This window comes from Mesorhizobium sp. GW821-FHT07A06 (genome assembly GCF_059419085.1).
This window is the reverse complement of the sequence record NZ_JBWKRC010000004.1, coordinates 328930-346329: the sequence shown is the minus strand read 5'-3', so window position 1 is coordinate 346329 and position 17400 is coordinate 328930. Positions and strand designations below refer to the sequence as shown.

18 protein-coding genes are annotated in these 17400 nt (G+C 64.2%); 11 read left to right on the top strand and 7 right to left on the bottom strand.

Features of this window, described 5'->3' with window-relative positions; translation table 11 throughout:
• Nucleotides 1-131: 131 nt before the first annotated feature.
• The 6 genes from AC07SZ_RS15940 (at nucleotide 132) to deoA (ending at nucleotide 6572) form a co-directional block, all read left to right on the top strand.
• Nucleotides 132-1661 (top strand): ABC transporter ATP-binding protein, encoded by a 1530-nt coding sequence (locus tag AC07SZ_RS15940; protein WP_056577713.1) that lies wholly within the window; start codon nucleotides 132-134, stop codon nucleotides 1659-1661.
• Nucleotides 1658-2797: an ABC transporter permease gene (locus tag AC07SZ_RS15935; RefSeq protein WP_056577715.1), complete on the top strand. Its 1140-nt coding sequence runs from the start codon at nucleotides 1658-1660 to the stop codon at nucleotides 2795-2797. The genes AC07SZ_RS15940 and AC07SZ_RS15935 overlap by 4 nt, the downstream gene beginning before the upstream one ends.
• Before the next feature lies 1 nt (nucleotide 2798).
• Nucleotides 2799-3869: an ABC transporter permease gene (locus AC07SZ_RS15930; RefSeq protein ID WP_056577717.1), complete on the top strand. Its 1071-nt coding sequence runs from the start codon at nucleotides 2799-2801 to the stop codon at nucleotides 3867-3869.
• 168 nt (nucleotides 3870-4037) lie between these two features.
• Entirely contained in the window at nucleotides 4038-4430 is a 393-nt protein-coding gene (gene cdd, locus AC07SZ_RS15925; RefSeq protein WP_172372178.1) for a cytidine deaminase, read from the top strand.
• A gap of 13 nt (nucleotides 4431-4443) precedes the next feature.
• Complete coding sequence (locus AC07SZ_RS15920; RefSeq protein WP_494914998.1) at nucleotides 4444-5253, top strand: purine-nucleoside phosphorylase; 810 nt, start codon at nucleotides 4444-4446, stop codon at nucleotides 5251-5253.
• Nucleotides 5253-6572: a thymidine phosphorylase gene (gene deoA / locus AC07SZ_RS15915; protein WP_494914996.1), complete on the top strand. Its 1320-nt coding sequence runs from the start codon at nucleotides 5253-5255 to the stop codon at nucleotides 6570-6572. The genes AC07SZ_RS15920 and deoA overlap by 1 nt, the downstream gene beginning before the upstream one ends.
• On the opposite strand, the gene AC07SZ_RS15910 is transcribed toward deoA, so the two are convergent.
• From AC07SZ_RS15910 to AC07SZ_RS15900, 3 genes are all read right to left on the bottom strand, one after another.
• On the bottom strand, nucleotides 6573-7136 hold the full coding sequence (locus AC07SZ_RS15910; RefSeq protein WP_494914994.1) for a TIGR02281 family clan AA aspartic protease: 564 nt from the start codon (nucleotides 7134-7136) through the stop codon (nucleotides 6573-6575).
• A gap of 120 nt (nucleotides 7137-7256) precedes the next feature.
• On the bottom strand, nucleotides 7257-7886 hold the full coding sequence (gene upp, locus AC07SZ_RS15905; protein ID WP_010911460.1) for a uracil phosphoribosyltransferase: 630 nt from the start codon (nucleotides 7884-7886) through the stop codon (nucleotides 7257-7259).
• 148 nt (nucleotides 7887-8034) lie between these two features.
• Entirely contained in the window at nucleotides 8035-9009 is a 975-nt protein-coding gene (locus AC07SZ_RS15900; RefSeq protein WP_056577727.1) for an adenosine deaminase, read from the bottom strand.
• 134 nt (nucleotides 9010-9143) lie between these two features.
• Here AC07SZ_RS15900 and ubiE point away from each other — a divergent pair, with 134 nt between their 5' ends.
• The 3 genes from ubiE to coaBC all read left to right on the top strand — a co-directional run bounded on the left by ubiE (nucleotide 9144) and on the right by coaBC (nucleotide 13124).
• Nucleotides 9144-9920, top strand: coding sequence for a bifunctional demethylmenaquinone methyltransferase/2-methoxy-6-polyprenyl-1,4-benzoquinol methylase UbiE (gene ubiE / locus AC07SZ_RS15895; RefSeq protein WP_056577729.1), 777 nt, complete (start codon nucleotides 9144-9146; stop codon nucleotides 9918-9920).
• A gap of 70 nt (nucleotides 9921-9990) precedes the next feature.
• A complete protein-coding gene (gene ubiB / locus AC07SZ_RS15890) occupies nucleotides 9991-11565 on the top strand; it encodes a 2-polyprenylphenol 6-hydroxylase (protein WP_494914992.1) in 1575 nt (524 codons plus the stop codon).
• Between the two features lie 89 nt (nucleotides 11566-11654).
• Nucleotides 11655-13124, top strand: coding sequence for a bifunctional phosphopantothenoylcysteine decarboxylase/phosphopantothenate--cysteine ligase CoaBC (gene coaBC / locus AC07SZ_RS15885; RefSeq protein WP_494914991.1), 1470 nt, complete (start codon nucleotides 11655-11657; stop codon nucleotides 13122-13124).
• Nucleotides 13125-13188: 64 nt separating this feature from the next.
• Here coaBC and AC07SZ_RS15880 read toward each other — a convergent pair whose 3' ends face one another.
• Together AC07SZ_RS15880 and AC07SZ_RS15875 are read right to left on the bottom strand one after the other, a co-directional pair.
• A complete protein-coding gene (locus tag AC07SZ_RS15880; protein ID WP_494914989.1) occupies nucleotides 13189-13767 on the bottom strand; it encodes an invasion associated locus B family protein in 579 nt (192 codons plus the stop codon).
• Between the two features lie 32 nt (nucleotides 13768-13799).
• Nucleotides 13800-14225 carry a hypothetical protein gene (locus tag AC07SZ_RS15875; protein WP_494914988.1) on the bottom strand — a complete coding sequence of 142 codons (426 nt, stop codon included), beginning with the start codon at nucleotides 14223-14225 and terminating at the stop codon, nucleotides 13800-13802.
• Between the two features lie 62 nt (nucleotides 14226-14287).
• Here AC07SZ_RS15875 and AC07SZ_RS15870 point away from each other — a divergent pair, with 62 nt between their 5' ends.
• The gene (locus AC07SZ_RS15870; protein ID WP_413814141.1) at nucleotides 14288-14668 is read left to right on the top strand and encodes a hypothetical protein; all 381 of its coding nucleotides are present in this window, start codon (nucleotides 14288-14290) and stop codon (nucleotides 14666-14668) included.
• A gap of 127 nt (nucleotides 14669-14795) precedes the next feature.
• Nucleotides 14796-15272 carry an NUDIX hydrolase gene (locus tag AC07SZ_RS15865; protein ID WP_494914987.1) on the top strand — a complete coding sequence of 159 codons (477 nt, stop codon included), beginning with the start codon at nucleotides 14796-14798 and terminating at the stop codon, nucleotides 15270-15272.
• 87 nt (nucleotides 15273-15359) lie between these two features.
• Here AC07SZ_RS15865 and AC07SZ_RS15860 read toward each other — a convergent pair whose 3' ends face one another.
• Both AC07SZ_RS15860 and AC07SZ_RS15855 read right to left on the bottom strand, forming a co-directional pair.
• The gene (locus AC07SZ_RS15860; RefSeq protein WP_065005687.1) at nucleotides 15360-16211 is read right to left on the bottom strand and encodes a citryl-CoA lyase; all 852 of its coding nucleotides are present in this window, start codon (nucleotides 16209-16211) and stop codon (nucleotides 15360-15362) included.
• Nucleotides 16208-17392: a CaiB/BaiF CoA transferase family protein gene (locus AC07SZ_RS15855; protein WP_494914985.1), complete on the bottom strand. Its 1185-nt coding sequence runs from the start codon at nucleotides 17390-17392 to the stop codon at nucleotides 16208-16210. Before AC07SZ_RS15855 ends, AC07SZ_RS15860 begins: the two co-directional genes overlap by 4 nt.
• Between the last annotated feature and the right edge of the window lie 8 nt (nucleotides 17393-17400).

Here is a 17400-nt window from a genome sequence, read left to right as displayed (position 1 = left end):
CCACGTTCGAAATTGACAAGCGCGCGGGGATTTGTCGAGAGTGGGCTCCGCTCGGGCCAATTGGCATGAGCGGAGCGTCATGCTAGGCATTTTGACCAAGCGATAAAAAAATAAGAGTGGGACAAGGCTGCATGGTGCAAGCGGCAATCGAACTGATTGGCATCAACAAGAGTTTTGGCGCGGTTCGCGCCAACCGCGACATCAATCTGGAGATCGCGCGCGGCACCATCCACGGCATTGTCGGAGAGAACGGGGCCGGCAAGTCGACGCTGATGTCGATCCTCTATGGCTTCTATCAGGCCGACAGCGGCGAGATCCATGTCGGCGGCAAGCCGGCTTCGATCAAGACGCCCAATGACGCCATCGCGCTCGGCATCGGCATGGTGCACCAGCATTTCATGCTGGTCGACAACTTCTCGGTGCTGGAAAACATCATCCTCGGCGCGGAGAACGATGCGCTTCTGAAGAGCAGCATCGCCAAGGCGCGTTCGGAACTGGAGCGGCTGGAGCGCGAATACGGGCTGGAGGTCGATCCAGACGCCATCATCGAGGAACTGCCGGTCGGCCTGCAGCAACGCGTCGAGATCCTCAAGGCACTCTATCGCGGCGCCGAGATCCTGATCCTCGACGAGCCGACGGGCGTGTTGACGCCGGCCGAGGCCGACCACCTGTTCCGCATCCTCAGGCAGTTGAAGGAACAGGGCAAGACGGTGGTGCTGATCACCCACAAGCTGCGCGAGATCATGGCCATCACCGACACCGTGTCGGTGATGCGCCAGGGCACGATGGTGGCGACCAGGGAGACGAAGAAGACCACTGTCGAGGAACTGGCCGAACTGATGGTCGGGCGGCGCGTGCTCTTGAGGGTCGAGAAGGGCGAGGCGCAAGCCGGCGCCGTCAAGCTCGCGGTCGACAAGCTGACGGTCAAGGATACGCGCGGCGTCACCATGGTCGACGACATCTCCTTCGACGTGCGCGCCGGCGAGATCGTCGGCATTGCCGGTGTCGCCGGCAATGGTCAATCCGAACTGCTGGAGGCGATTTCCGGCATCAGGCGCGCCGTTTCCGGCTCGGTCATGCTCGACGGCAAGCCGATCGACCTGACCGGCGCGGCCGATCCGGGCGAACTGCGCGACCGGGGGCTGGCCCACGTGCCGGAGGATCGCCACCATGTCGGCCTGGTGCTGGCCTTCGAGGAGCACGAGAATTCGATCCTCGGCTATCACGACGACCCCCGCTATCTCAAAGGACCGTTCCTCAACGTCGATGCCATCATGGCCGATGCCAGGGACAAGATCGAGAAATACGATATCCGTCCGGGCAATCCGCGCCTCAAGACCGCCAATTTCTCCGGCGGCAACCAGCAGAAGATCGTGCTGGCGCGGGAGATGGAACAGGATCCCGGCGTGCTGATCGTCGGCCAGCCGACGCGCGGCGTCGATGTCGGCGCCATCGAATTCATCCACAAGCGCCTGATCGCCATGCGCGACCAGGGCAAGGCGGTGCTGGTTGTGTCGGTCGAGCTCGACGAGATCCGCTCGCTCTCGGACCGCATCCTGGTGATGTTTGCCGGCCGCATCGTCGGCGAGCGCGGTCCTGAGGCGACCGAGGGCGAGCTTGGCCTGCTGATGGCAGGTGTCGAGCAGGAGGCCGCCGCATGAGCACGCCTTACGCCAAACTGCCGGCCTGGGCCGACTATGGCCTGATCCCGGTGATCAATCTCTTCGTTGCCTTCGTCGTTGCCGGCTTCGTCGTGGTTCTGGTCGGCGAAAACCCGTTTCGCGCCGCGGTCATCCTGGTCGAGGGCGCTTTCGGCAAGGGGACAGGCATTGCCTTCACCCTGTTCTACGCCACCACCTTCATCTTCACCGGGCTTTCGGTGGCGGTGGCGGCGCATTGCGGCCTGTTCAACATCGGCACCGAGGGACAGGCCTACATTGCCGGTCTCGGCATCGCCATCGTCTGCCTGTCCTTCGACAGCGTGCTGCCCTGGTGGCTGACCTTCCCGCTGGCCATCGTCGCATCGGCGCTCGTGGGCGCCCTGTGGGCGCTGATTCCCGCCTATCTGCAGGCCAGGCGCGGTTCGCACATCGTCATCACCACCATCATGTTCAACTTCATCGCCGCCTCGATCATGGTCTACCTGCTGGTCGGGCCGTTGAAGCCGGCCGGATCGCAAGCTCCGCAAACCCGCAACTTCCTCGCCGGCGCCGAACTGCCGAAGCTCAACTGGATCATCGAACTGTTCGGCGCCAAGATCCGCTCGGCGCCACTCAACGTCACCTTCCTGCTGGCGCTGGTCATGGCCTTCCTGGTCTGGCTGCTGATCTGGCGCACCAGGCTCGGCTACGAGATGCGCACCTATGGCCACAGCCCCAAGGCGGCGCGCTATGCCGGCATCTCGGAAACCCGCATCATCATCACCGCGATGATGATCTCGGGCGCGCTGGCCGGCATGATGGCGCTCAATCCGGTGATGGGCGACCAGCACAATGTCGCCATCGACTTCGTCTCCGGCGCCGGCTTCGTCGGCATTGCCGTGGCGCTGATGGGGCGCCTGCACCCGGTCGGCATCGTGTTGGCGGCGATCCTGTTCGGCATGCTCTATCAGGGCGGCGCCGAACTCGCCTTCGAGATGCCGGCGATCAGCCGCGACATGATCGTCATTATCCAGGGGCTGGTGATCCTGTTCGCCGGCGCGCTAGAACACATGTTCAGGCCCTATATCCAGGCGCTGTTCGCCTCGTTCAGTCCGCGGTCGGTCGGCATGGAAGCGGTCAAGGGAAAGGGCGCCTGAGATGGATCTTCTCAACGCTGTCGTCCAGGTCCTCGACTCCACCATCCGCCTTTCGGTGCCGCTGCTGCTCGCCTGCCTTGCCGGCCTCTTCTCCGAGCGGTCCGGCATCTTCGACATCGGTCTGGAAGGCAAGATGCTGGTCGGCGCCTTCGCCGGGGCCGCCGCGGCCTCGGTCTTCCATTCGGCCTTTCTCGGCCTTGGCATGGCCATCCTGATCTCGGTCGCCTTCGCCATGGTGCACGGCTTCGCCTCCATCACCCATCGCGGCAACCAGATCGTGTCCGGCGTGGCCATCAACTTCATCGCCGCCGGATCGACCATCATCCTGGGCCAGGCCTGGTTCCAGCAGGGCGGGCGCACCCCGGCCCTGCAGCCGGGCGAACGGTTTGAATCGATAACGGCTGATGTGATCTCGAACTTCCTGTCCACCTACAGCTTCAGCACCGCAAGCCTCGCCGATGTCCTGGCTTCGATCCGTGGGCTCATCCTTTACCTGCCGGCGCTGCTGTTCGATGCGCTCGCCAGGATCCCCGGCTTCGGCCCGGTCTTCGCCGAGCTTGTGCTTGGTCATTCCATCCTCGTCTATTTCGCCTTCGCGATGGTGCCGTTCACCTGGTGGGTGCTGTTTCGCACCCGCTTCGGCCTCAGGCTGCGCGCCGTCGGCGAGAACCCGGCCGCAGTCGACACCGCCGGCATCTCGGTCGCCTGGCTGCGCTATCGCGCGCTGATATGCACCGGCGTCCTGACCGGCGTCGCCGGCGCCTATCTGTCGATGGTGCAGAATGGCGGCTTCGTGAAGGACATGACCGCCGGCAAGGGCTACATCGCGCTCGCCGCGCTGATCTTCGCCAAATGGAAGCCGGTCAACGCCATGTTCGCATGCCTGCTGTTCGGCTTCCTCGATGCAGCGGCAATCCGCCTGCAGGGCTCGCCGCTGCCGATCATCGGCAAGGTGCCGGTGCAGTTCATGCAGGCGCTGCCCTATATCCTCACCGTCATCCTGCTCGCCGGCTTCATCGGCAAGGCAATCCCGCCACGCGCCGGCGGCGTGCCCTATGTCAAGGAGCGCTAATGCATGTCGCCCAAGAGTGACCTCGGTTTTGGGAGAACGACATTGCATAAGACAAAGAGTTGAATCGCGTCGCCTGGATCCGTTTCGACGCGACGCGCTTTAAGGAGCGACGGCTCGGCGTAAGGACGCGCCGGGTTTTGGACACGATCATCGGAGAGAACAACTGAGATGTCGCATGATCTGTTCGAAGCGGCCAGGACCGCCATGGCCAAGGCCTATGCGCCCTACTCGAAATTTCCGGTGGGTGCCGCCTTGCGCACCGAGGACGGACGCGTCTTCACCGGCGCCAACATCGAGGTTGCCTCCTATCCGGAGGGCTGGTGCGCCGAGACGACGGCGCTGGGCCACTACATCATGGCTGGCGGCGGCAAGATCGTCGAAATCGCCGTCCTTGCCGAACGCATGGCCAAATGCTCGCCTTGCGGCGGCTGCCGCCAGCGGCTGGCCGAGTTCTGCCGGGCGGACACAAGACTCTACCTCTGCGACAACACCGGCGTCGTCGAGACCGTGACCATGGGCGACATGCTGCCCTATGGTTTTCGCGGCGACATCTTGAAATGACGGGCTCGCTGCAATGACAGAGAAGGCGGTGGACCATCTTATCGAAAGGCTGGACGGGCTGGCGCCGTCGACGGCGCTGGTGCTGGGTTCGGGCCTCGGCGGCCTTGTCGACCGCATCGAGCACCCGGTCCGCGTCTCCTATGCCGACCTGCCCGGCTTTCCCGGGAGCGGCGTTAGCGGCCATGCCGGCGAGGTGGTGGCAGGACTGTTTGCCGGCACGCCGGTGCTGATGCTGTCCGGCCGCGCCCACTACTACGAGCATGGCAACGCCGCGGCGATGCGCCCGGTGCTGGAAGTGCTCGCCGGCATCGGCATCACCAAACTGATCCTCACCAATGCCGCCGGTTCGGTCGATCCCGATATGTCGCCGGGATCGGTGATGCTGATCACGGACCACATCAATTTCTCGGGCACCAACCCGCTGATCGGCGAACCGAGCGACAGCCGCTTCGTCGGCCTGACCGAAGCCTATGATGCCGGCATCCGCAAGGCCATCGAGCGCGCGGCGAAGGCGACCGGCACCGCGCTGCACAAGGGCGTCTATATGTGGTTTTCCGGCCCGTGTTTCGAAACGCCGGCCGAAATCCGCATGGCGCGCATCATGGGCGCCAATGCGGTGGGCATGTCGACCGTTCCGGAAGTCATTCTCGCCCGCTTCCTCGGGCTGCGCGTCGCCGCCTGCTCGGTCATCACCAATCTGGCGGCCGGCATGACCGGAGCCGAGCTTTCGCATCAGGAGACCAAGGACATGGCGCCGATTGGCGGGTCGCGGCTGGCAACGGTCCTGCAGCGCGTGTTCCGCGACGGACTGCTGGAGAGCTGATGCTTCCCCAGGAAATCATCCGCCACAAGCGAGACGGCCAGAGGTTGCCGGCTCGTGAAATCACAGCCTTCATCGACGGTGTGACATCGGGCGCCGTCACCGATGGCCAGGCCGCGGCTTTCGCCATGGCTGTGTTCTTCAACGGCATGAACCGCGACGAGGCCGTGGCGCTGACGCTCGCCATGCGCGATTCCGGCGACGTGCTCGACTGGTCGGACCTGCCGGGGCCTGTCACCGACAAGCATTCGACAGGCGGCGTCGGCGACAATGTCTCGCTGATGCTGGCGCCGATCGTCGCCGCCTGCGGCGCCTATGTGCCGATGATCTCGGGCCGCGGCCTTGGCCATACCGGCGGCACGCTGGACAAGATGGATGCGATCCCCGGCTATGTCAGCCAGCCCGATATCGCGCTGTTTCGCCAGGCGGTGCTGGAAACGGGCTGCGCCATCATCGGCCAGACCGGCGATCTCGCGCCTGCCGACCGCCGGCTCTATGCCATCCGCGACGTCACTGGCACCGTGGAATCGGTGCCGCTGATAACCGCCTCGATCCTGTCGAAGAAGCTGGCCGCCGGCCTGGGCTCGCTGGTGCTCGACGTCAAGGTCGGCAATGGCGCCTTCATGGAGAAGTCGCGCGACGCGACCGCGCTCGCCAACAGCCTCGTAGAGGTCGCCAGCGGCGCCGGGCTGAAGGTTTCGGCGCTGATCACCGGGATGAACGAACCGCTGGCCTCGGCGGCCGGCAATGCCGTCGAGGTCCGCAACGCCGTCGATTTCCTGACCGGCCGTCTGCGCGACCGGCGCCTGGAGGATGTGACGCTGGCGCTGGCCGCCGAAATGCTGCAGTCGGCGGGACTGGTGTCGTCCAACCAGGATGGCCTGCGGCGCGCCACGGAGACACTTACCAGCGGCCGCGCCGCCGCCACCTTCGCACGCATGGTGGCGGTGCTCGGTGGCCCCGCCGATTTCATCGAGAAGCCGGAAAAATATCTGCCGGAGCCGGCAACCGAATTCGCGGTCAAGGCAACGGCGCACGGCTTCGTCACCGGCATCGCCACCCGCGACATCGGCCTAGCGGTGGTTGGTCTGGGCGGCGGGCGCACAAGGCCTGACGACAGGATCGACCCCAGCGTCGGCATCACCAGGCTGCTGCCCATAGGCGCGGAAGTGCATGCCGGAGATGCCCTGGCGCTGGTACACGCCCGCTCGCCCTCTGACGCGGAGGCGGCCGCCGCGACTGTGGTTTCGGCCTATGCGATTGGCACTTCGAAACCACCGGCGGACAAAACCGTCATCCGGCGGATCCTGCCGCGCGGCTGACTACTGGACGAGCAGCAACGTGCCGTTCTCGGCCTGATATTTGCCGAGCCGGGTGAGAAAGCTCATGCCGATCAGGTTGGTGCGCAACGCCTTGTCGTCGAGCACGATGGCCTGCACGTCGTTGATGCTGATGCTGCCGATCTGCAGGCGATCGATCATCACCACGGCCGCCTTGATCGAGCCGTTGGCGGTGCTGACCTCATGGCTGAAATCGGACGGGTTGAGCGACAGCCCGATCCTGCGCGCCGTCGACATGTTGACCGCGACCAATGTCGCGCCGGTGTCGATCATGCCGTCGACCTGACGGCCGTTGAGTTTGAAGGTCGACGAGAAGTGTCCGCGCCCGTCCGCGGCGACCACGACCTTGCGGCCGATTGGCAGCGGCGCCACAGGCTTGTCGGGAACCGACGCCAGGTTGACATCCGGTTGCGTCCGCGTCTCGGGCCTGGCCGTCACCGTCGATTTCAGCAGGTTCTCGAAAATCCGCGGATTCGATTGATAGACGACAGGGATCGATGCCGACGTACCGGCAAAGATGCTGAGGATGAGAAGCTTGCGCAGCATGGATCGGCCTTTGTTACGGTCGATCCTTTAGCGGCGGATGGTGTTTGCCGCTTTAACGCACGGCGAAACCATGTCTTTGCGTAAACGCTTGGTAAATCCTATCAGGCAGCTTTGCCTGTATTATTTCGTCCCGTACATGCGATCGCCGGCGTCACCGAGACCCGGCATGATGTAGCCCTTCTCGTTCAGTTGCCGGTCGATGGACGCCGTGAAGACCGGAACGTCCGGATGTGCCTTGGTGAAACGCTCGATGCCTTCGGGTGCCGCCAGCAGGCACAGGAAGCGGATGTTGGTGGCGCCGCGTCCCTTCAGCTTGTCGATCGCCGCGATCGCCGAATTGGCGGTCGCCAGCATCGGGTCGACCACGATCACCAGCCGGTCGGCGAGATCGCTTGGCGCCTTGAAGAAATATTCGACCGCCTCCAGCGTCTCATGGTCGCGATAGAGGCCGATATGGGCAACGCGCGCCGCCGGCACCAGGTCGAGCAGGCCTTCCAGCAAGCCGTTGCCGGCGCGCAGCACCGAAGCGAAGACCAGTTTCTTGCCCTCCAGCGTCGGCGCTTCCATGGTCTCGATCGGCGTTTCGATGGTCGTCGTCGTCAGTTCGAGATTGCGCGTGACCTCATAGCCGAGCAGCAGCGATATCTCGCGCAAGAGCCGCCGGAAGCCGGCTGTCGAAGTCTCCTTCTTGCGCATGATGGTCAGCTTGTGCTGGACAAGCGGGTGGTCGACGACGGTGACGCCCTTCATGATGTTCTCCTGATGCGTGTCGCCCGAAACCGCGCGCATGATCCTTTCGGACGTGTCGCGCTTCAAGCTACCTGGCCGAACCCTAGCGACAATGGACCGGCCAAGGAACCGCTTGGCCGCCACCGACCACAGCTTTGTCGGAACAAAATCAGCGCGCCGCGCCGTTCAGCCGGGCCAGAAGTGCCGCCTTGGTCTTTCTGTCGACGAAGGCGGCCTCGATGGCGGTCCTGGTGACGGCTGTCAACGCCTTCTCGTTCATCGAGAAATGCTCCGCCGCGATATCGTATTCGCGCTTCAGCGAGGTCCAGAAATAGGGCGGATCGTCGGAGTTCAGCGTCACCTTGCAGCCTGCCGCCTGCAGGGCGGGAAACGGATGATCGGCAAAACTGTCGAACACCTTGAGCGCGATGTTGGAGCCGGGACAGCACTCCAGAACGATGCCTTCGTCGGCGATACGCCGGACAAGGTCCGGATTCTCGATGGCACGCACACCGTGGCCGATCCGAGAGGGCTTGATATGGTCGAGCGCCGCCTGCACGGTTTCCCACCCCGTCAGCTCGCCGGCGTGGACGGTGATGCCGAGCCCGGCCTCGCGAGCGATCTCGAAAGCCCTGACATAGTCCTCCATGTCGCCCATGCGCTCATCGCCGGCGACGCCGAAGCCGGTGACCAGCGGATGCCCGCAGCGCGCCGCGAAGCGCGCCGCCTGTTCGATCGACTCGACGCCGACATGGCGCACGCCGGTGACGATCATGCGGCCCTCTATGCCGGTCTTGGCCTTGGCGCGAAGCATGCCTTCGCCAAGCGCGTCCGTATAGGCCTTGGGCGACAGCCCGGCTTTCGTCGCATGGTCCGGCGAAGTGAACACTTCGGAGTAGATCGCTCCGTCGCGGGCAAGGCTGGTCAGATAGTGGTCGGCCAGCCGCGCATAGTCCTCCTCGGTGCGGAACAGGTCGGCGGAAAAGTCATAAGCCGCGAGAAAAGAGGTAAAGTCGTGCCAGACGAAGGAACCGTTCTGGATATAGGGCGAAGTGTCCTTGCCGTATTTCTGCGCCTGCCGGATGACGAGTTCGGGCGCCGCTGCCCCTTCGACGTGGCAGTGCAATTCCGCTTTCAAAGGCATTCAAACATCCCGTCGGTCAGTCCAGGTCTCGAAAACCCACCACCTGGAAGCGCGGCTGAACACCGCGCCTTAAACAATAGCGCCCACAGCATCGATCGGCTATGGTCCCGCCGGTTTTATGACGGATCAAAAAAATGTCAGTTGAGAGAACCACGGCCGCGGGCGGCATGGAAACCTCCTATGGTTTCAAGCGTGTGGGGGAAGGCGAGAAGCAGTCCCTGGTCAACGATGTTTTCCACAAGGTCGCCAACCGCTACGACTTGATGAACGACCTCATGTCGGGTGGCCTGCACCGGCTGTGGAAGGACGCCATGGTCACCTGGCTCAATCCGCCGAAGCGGGCGGGCTGGAAAGTCCTGGATGTGGCCGGCGGCACCGGCGACATCGCCTTCCGCATCGTCGATGCCAGCCATGGCAACGCGCATGCGACGGTGCTCGACATCAACGGCTCGATGCTCGCCGTCGGCCGCGACCGGGCGCAGAAAAAGGGCTTGTCCGGCAACACCGATTTCGTCGAGGCCAATGCCGAGGAATTGCCCTTCGCCGATGCCACATTCGACGCCTACACCATCGCTTTCGGCATCCGCAACGTGCCGCGCATCGATGTCGCGCTGAGCGAAGCGTTCCGCGTGCTCAGGCCCGGCGGACGGTTCCTGTGCCTTGAATTTTCCGAGGTCGAGATGCCGCTGCTCGACAAGGCCTACGAAGCCTGGTCGTTCAACGCCATTCCCAAGATCGGCAAGATGGTCACCGGAGACGGCGAACCCTATGCCTATCTGGTTGAATCGATCGCGAAATTCCCCAACCAGCAGAACTTCGCGGCAATGATTTCACGCGCCGGTTTCGATCGCGTTTCCTTCCGCAACTATTCCGGCGGCATCGCGGCACTGCATTCGGGCTGGAAGCTTTGAGGCTGCACCGCATTTCCCATCCTCGCCATGACCTGTGCCGGTTCGAAGAGCCGGCGGGATCGGTCCATTCATGAGCACGGTCAGCGCAGGATTCCGGCTGGTGCGGGCCGGCTGGGTGCTGGTGCGCGAAGGCGTCGTTGCCGCCTTGCCCGGCGAGGAACTCTCCGGCCTGCCGAAATTCGGCTGGCGGCTGGCGCGGCTGTTCACCCGCCGCCGCGCACTGGACTATGAGCGCAGCGACCGCTTGGCCAAGGCCGTGGTCCGGCTCGGGCCTTCCTATGTCAAGCTCGGCCAGTTCCTGGCGACACGGCCCGACGTCGTCGGCAACGACATGGCACTCGACCTCGCCATGCTGCAGGACAAGATGCACACCTTCCCGAAGGCCGAGGCGGTGGCGGCGATCCAGGCCTCGCTCGGGCGCAAGGTGGGCGATCTCTACGCTGAATTCGGCGACCCGGTCGCCGCCGCTTCCATCGCCCAGGTCCATACCGCCGAAACCATCCATGACGGCGCCGCGACCAAGGTGGCGGTGAAGGTGATCCGGCCTGGCGTGCGCCGCCGCTTCTTCCAGGACCTCGAAAGCTATTTCCTCGCCGCCCGCCTGCAGGAGAAGTACATCCCCTCCTCGCGCCGGCTGCGGCCTGTCGAGGTCACCGAGACGCTGGCGCAGACCACCAAGATCGAGATGGACCTGCGCCTCGAGGCGGCGGCACTCTCCGAACTCGGTGAGAACACGAAGGACGATCCCGGCTTTCGCGTGCCATCCGTCGACTGGGAACGCACCGGCCGCGACGTGCTGACCATGGAATGGGTCGACGGCGTCAAGATGAACAACATCGCAGGCCTCGAAGCTGCCGGCCACGACCTGAAGGCAATCGCCGCCAACCTCATCCAGTCGTTCCTGCGCCACACCTTGCGCGACGGCTTCTTCCACGCCGATATGCATCCGGGCAATTTGTTCGTTGAAGCCAACGGTACCATCGTTGCTGTCGATCTCGGCATTGCCGGACGTCTCGGCAAGAAGGAGCGCCGCTTCCTTGCCGAAATCCTCTACGGCTTCATCACGCGCGACTACCTGCGCGTCGCCGAAGTGCATTTCGAGGCCGGCTACGTGCCGCGCCAGCACAATGTCGCGGCCTTCGCGCAGGCGATCCGCGCCATAGGCGAGCCGATCCACGGCCAGCCGGCCGAGACCATTTCGATGGCCAAGCTTCTGACGCTGCTGTTCGAGGTGACCGAACTCTTCGACATGGCGACACGGCCCGAGCTGATCCTGCTGCAGAAGACCATGGTGGTGGTCGAGGGCGTCGCGCGCACGCTCGACCCGGCCTTCAACATGTGGAAGACGGCCGAACCGGTGGTTGGCGGCTGGATCGCCGGCAACCTTGGCCCGCGCGGCATGATGATCGACGCGCGCGATGGTGCCAAGGCGCTGCTGACGCTCGCCCGTCAGATACCCGAGCTTGCGGCGCGCACCGAACGGCTGTCGCGCGAGATCGACCTGATGGCCGAGCACGGCCTGCGCTTCGACGAAACCACCGCCCGCGCCATCGGCAAGGCCGAGGCGCGCTACAGCCGCTCCGGCCGCGTGGCGCTGTGGGTGATCGCGCTGACGCTGGTCTATATCGCGTGGAAGATTCTTTAGGCCCGACCGTCGAGCCTGGTCCGCAACTTGCAGCGATTTGATCGCATTGCTATCATTGCCATCGATAGAGATGAGCAGAGTGCAATCAGATGGCAAGCATCACGATCCGCAACCTTGATGACGAGGTCAAGGACCTGCTGCGCCGGCTGGCGGCGGAAAATGACCGTTCAATGGAAGAACAGGCGCGGGTGATGATCCGGGCCGCCGTCGACGGCCAGATCGGACCCGGCCGTATCGACCAGATCGAAAAGACCCTTCGCGAACTGACCAGCACGCACGGTACGGCGGCGCCGGTGGCCTCTCCGGCAGGCAGGATATTCCCGCGAGGCACGCTTTCCGGCAAGCGCATCCTGCTCATCATCGGCGGCGGCATTGCCGCCTACAAGGCGCTCGACCTGATCCGCCGGTTGCGCGAGCGCGGCGCGGCTGTACGGGTAGTGATGACATCGGCGGCGCAGGAATTCGTCACCACGCTGTCCGCCGGCGCGCTCTCGGTCGACCATGTCTTCACCGAACTGTTCGACCGCAACGACGAACACGATGTCGGCCATATCAGGCTGTCACGCGAGGCCGATCTGCTGGTGGTGGCGCCCGCAACCGCCGACCTGATGGCCAAACTCGCCAACGGCCATGCCAACGATCTTGCCTCGACCGTGCTCATCGCCACCGACAAGCCGGTGCTGATGGCGCCGGCCATGAACCCCAGAATGTGGGCGCATCCGGCCACCCGCCGCAATCGCGCGACATTGGGCAAGGACGGCGTCGGCTTCGTCGGCCCGGCCAAGGGCGAGATGGCCGAGAGCCATGAGGCCGGCGAAGGCCGCATGGCCGAGCCGCTGGAGATCGTCGCCGCGGTCGAGGCGCTGCTCGATGCCGGCCCCAGGCCGCTGGCGGGACGCAAGGTCATCGTCACCTCCGGCCCGACGCATGAGCCGATCGACCCGGTGCGCTATATCGCCAACCGTTCGTCCGGCAAGCAGGGCCATGCCATCGCCGCGGCATTGGCAAGGCTCGGCGCCGATGTGCGCCTCGTTTCCGGTCCCGTGAGCATTGTTGATCCAGCCGGCGTGAAGACCATCCATGTCGAACGTGCGCAGGAAATGCGCGATGCGGTGGAACGGCTTTTGCCCGCCGACGCCGCGGTGTTCGTTGCCGCCGTCGCCGACTGGCGCAGCGAGAATTCGGCCGGTGAAAAGATCAAGAAGGTGGCGGGTGAAGGCCCACCGGTGCTGCGCATGGTGGAGAACCCCGACATCCTTGCCGGCGTCGGTCATCACAGCCAGCGGCCTGGCCTTGTCGTCGGCTTCGCCGCCGAGACGCAGGATCTCCTGCGCAACGCCGAGGCCAAGCTCAGGAAGAAAGGCGCCGATTTCATCGTCGCCAACGACGTGTCGCACGAAAGCGGTATCGGCCCTTCAGGCGTCATGGGCGGTGACCGCAACCGGGTGCGGATCGTGTCGAAGGCCGGTGTCGAGGAATGGCCCGAAATGACCAAGGACGAGGTGGCGGCGCGGCTCGCCGCCTTGATTGCCGAGCGGCTCAAAACAACAGTCGTTTGACGCGCAACGGATAAGATGCGCGGGCGCCTGTTGGACGCCGCGTGTCAGATTCCGCCCTGAGCCGTCAGTTTGATAAGAGTTCCGCTGTGCGGGCGAGCGCCCCGCTGAAGCCGTTGAGCGGAATGGAAAAGCTCACGGCTTGCCCGGTGTCCGCCGCGAAGGCGTCGATCTTCAGCGTGGTGCCGTTCTTGAGCAGTGGCGTGACATTGCCATCGAACGCCACCGGCACCAGGCAGCCGACCACCTGACAGGTGTTGAAGGCCAGGCTGCCGTCCAGCTTCTGGTCGTCGATGGTCAGGGTGACGCCCTTGGCGAGCGCCAGTCCAAACGGCAGGGCGAGCGTGCCGGTCGCATCGTCGCCGGTCTTGCTCGACAGCTCGATCGCCAGCAGCCGCTGGTTGCTCTGCTTGTTGAACTGCTGATGCGACAGGCTGCAGACCTTGTTCGTGCCCGCTATCTGGCAATTGACCGTCCAGTCGCCATGGGTTTCGGACAAGGCCGATGCACCACCCGGCAGTTGCGGTGCATCGGCGGCGGGCGGCTTCGCCACCACCTTGCCACCCTTGGTCTGCGCGGCCATGGCCGGCAAACCGACAATGCAGGCCGCCCCCAGCACTGCCGCGAAATACGCGTATTTCCTCATCAAGCCCCCTGCCCGGCTCGGTCCCGGGCCAGCTAGAAGCTGACCCTGAGAGACGCGCCGACTGCGTTCTGTTTCACGATTTCGCCGAAGGCGCCGTTGTACCTGACGGACATGCCGACGCCATTGACGCCATTCAGCTCAAGCCCGGCGCCAACCCGATAGAGCGGCGAATCGACCGTTTCCGTCAAGTGCAATGCGGGGTTGCCGGGCAGATTCTGCGTCGCCGCGAACTGCCTTCGATTTCCCAGTCCTTGTTGGAGAACTCCACCCCCGCCCTGGTCAGCCCACGCAATAAAATGCCGGCATCCTGCAATAAGTTTCGATGCATCGAGCCCATCATATCCGCATTCCCACTTATGGAGTTCTGGCTCAATTAGACTGTATTGACTTGTGCCGGGTGAGATCGAAAACTTGCGTAAGGGACGCTGGCCAAGCCTCCAGCCTTTCATAGCCGTCATATGACGGCAACCTGCGGTCACGGACCGGATGACGGTATGATTGATTTTTGGGAGATCCATGCATGGCCATGGCATCGCCTGACAGGCCGCCCTATATGTTGGGAATGAACAAGATCTTTTCGCACAATGGGCGCGTGTTCGCGCGTAGACCAGCGTTGATTCTGGCATCGGCGGCGCTGGCCACGATGGTTCTGGCCGGGCTTGGGTTGCCCGCCTCCGCGCAGGTGCTCAATCCCGCCGCCAAAAGTAACGCGCTGATCCAGCAAAATGACCTGCAGACCTTGCAAAGCAGGATTCAGCGGCAGCAATTTCAGCAACAGCAACAGCAATATCGTGCCCAGGATCGGGTGATCGTCCAACAGCCGCAGCCGGTGGTCCCGCAAGTCAGGCCGAGTTGCCAGACGCAGATAATCGGCACCACTGCTGTGAGCACCTGCCGCTGACAGGCGGACTACCCTTTTATTTAGCCGACTTACATGATAGGGGCGTTCGAGTACCCTGCGGCAGTTTGGGGTTTTGCAAAGGCGCCGTATCAAGCTATGGGGCACTGCACCGACTGGATTTTTACGAATGGCAGCCACCAAGAAAAAGGCCGTGCGCAAGGCCAAGAAAGGCGAGCGAATCCGCCAGGTCGCGGCGATCCCCTTTCGGTTGACCGCGAGCGGTGATTTCGAAGTCATGCTGGTCACGTCGAGAACGACGAGGCGCTTCATCGTTCCCAAGGGTTGGCCAATGAAAGGCAAGAGTGGACGCAAGGCGGCCACCATCGAGGCGCAGGAGGAGGCCGGCGTGCTCGGCAAGGCGCTGAGGGAGCCGGCCGGCACCTATTCCTACTGGAAACGGCTGGCCAACCGCTTTGTCCGCGTCGACGTCATCGTCTATCTGCTTGAAGTGACCGAAGAGCTTGCTGACTGGCAGGAAGCCAAACGCCGCCAGCGCGCCTGGCTGGCGCCGGCCGACGCGGCGATGCTCATCGATGAACCCGATCTGTCGACGCTGGTGAAGACCCTGAAGCTTCCCGAACCCTTGCCGCCGGGCCAAGCATAGGCAATTCCAGAAAAGCGTGGAACGGTTTCCCGGGAAAAGCGCATGGCGTTCCCCTGGGGATTGCGTCGAAGCAAAAGACCCTGGGTGTCAGTCGCCTGTCTCATTCTCGCCGGGGAATGGTCGCAGCGGCGTGCCGGTATAGGCCCACAGCCACTCACGCGGCAGCGGCCCCTTGTTGCGCTCACCCTGTTGCGACTGTTCCCAGGCATGCGCCAGGATGCCGACAGAGCGCGACAGCACGAAGAGCCCGCGCGTCAGCGGCGGCGGAAAGCCGAGTTCGCCATAGATGACGGCGGTCGCGCCATCGATGTTGAGCGGGATCTTCCTGCCCTTGCGCCGCGCGACCTCCGCCTCAACAGCCCCGGCGATGTCGGCGAACCGTCCATTGACCACCCCACGCGCGGCAAATGCGCGGGTCAGTTCCAGCAGGCGCGGCGCACGTGGATCGATCGGGTGAAAGCGGTGGCCGAGCCCTGGCACATACCCTTTTTCCTCGGCGAAAAACCGGTCCAGACGTACCGAGACCGCCTCATCCAGCACTGTCCCGCCATCGATCGACACGGCGATATCGCCGTAGAAAGACAGCGCCTGCTCGCCGGCGCCGCCATGCACGTCGCCGAGCACATTGATGGCTGAGGCCATGGCACTGTTGATGCCGACACCGCAGGTCGCGGCCATGCGGGCGATGGCGATGGATGGTGCCTGCGGCCCATGGTCGACGGCCGCGCCCAGCGCAATGCCGAGCAATGCCGCCTGGTCCTCGCTTGGCAATTCGCCGCGCAGCATCAGCCAGATCATCGCGGGGAAGCTGACGCGACCGATCAGGTCCTGTATTTCATAGCCGCGCAGCCGGATGACGCCGGGGCTCATCTCGATGATGCCGGTCTGCCACCACTCCTCGCCGCGTTCACGGCCTGACTTCTTCCCGGAACTGCTCATGCCCGTGCCTTGGCCTTGGCGCGCGGCGGCAGGAGGGCGAAAACCTCGTCCATATGCTCACCGAGCACCGGTGGCGGCTTTGTCGGCAAAGGCGCCTTGCCGTCGACCATGAAACCGCCGCGCAGAACGGTCAGCGGCCTGTCCATCCCGGCGACATCGTCAAAATTCGCGGTCACCTGCCGTTCCAGTACCTGCGGTTCGCCCAGCACTTGCGGGATCGTCAGCACCCTGCCCGCCGGGACGCCCGCCCGATTGAGCGCCTCTTCCCAGGCCGCCGCCGACGCGCCTGCCAGGGCCTCCTCGATCTCGACTTTCAGCGCCGCGCGGTTGCGCTTGCGTGTCTCGCGCTCGGCAAAGCGCGGGTCCAAGGCCAGCTCCGGTCGCCCGATCAGACGGCAAAGCGTTACGAACTGCTCCTGCTTGTTGGCGGCGATGTTGAGCAGCCCGTCGCCGGTGCGAAAGGCGCCGGAGGGTGCCGCCGTCATGTTCTCATTGCCCATCGGCTTGGGATCGACCCCGGCCGTCAGATAATTCGACACCGGCCAGCCGAGCGCGGAAAGCGTGCATTCGAGCATTGAGACGTCGAGGAAGGCACCCTCGCCTGAGGTCTTCTGCTTGACCAGCGCCGATGCAATCGCGAACGCACCGACCAGCCCGCCCAGCGTATCGGCGACGGGATAGCCGACACGCAGCGGCGCCGTTTCCGGCGTGCCGGTAATGCTCATGATGCCTGACAGGCCCTGGATGATCTGGTCATAGGCGGGATTGTCGCGCATCGGCCCGGTCTGGCCGAAGCCCGATATCGCGCAATAGACAAGGCCGGGGCGGACCGCCTTGAGCGCCTCGTAGCCAAGGCCGAGCCGATCCATCACGCCGGGGCGGAAATTCTCTACCAGCGCGTCCGCACTGGCGACAAGGTCGAGGAAGCGTTCACGATCAGTCTCGGCCTTCAGATCGAGCATGACGGATCGTTTGCCGGCGTTCTGCGCCAGGAACGAGGCGCCCATGCCGGCTTGGTTGAGCCTTGGCGAACCGCCGAGTTGGCGCGCCAGGTCGCCGCCATGCGGCCCCTCGACCTTGATCACGTCGGCCCCCAGCAGCGCCAGCTGATAGGCACAATAAGGCCCGGCCAGAACATTGGTCAGGTCGAGGACGCGAATACCGGAAAGCAGGTCAGTCATATCTTCTC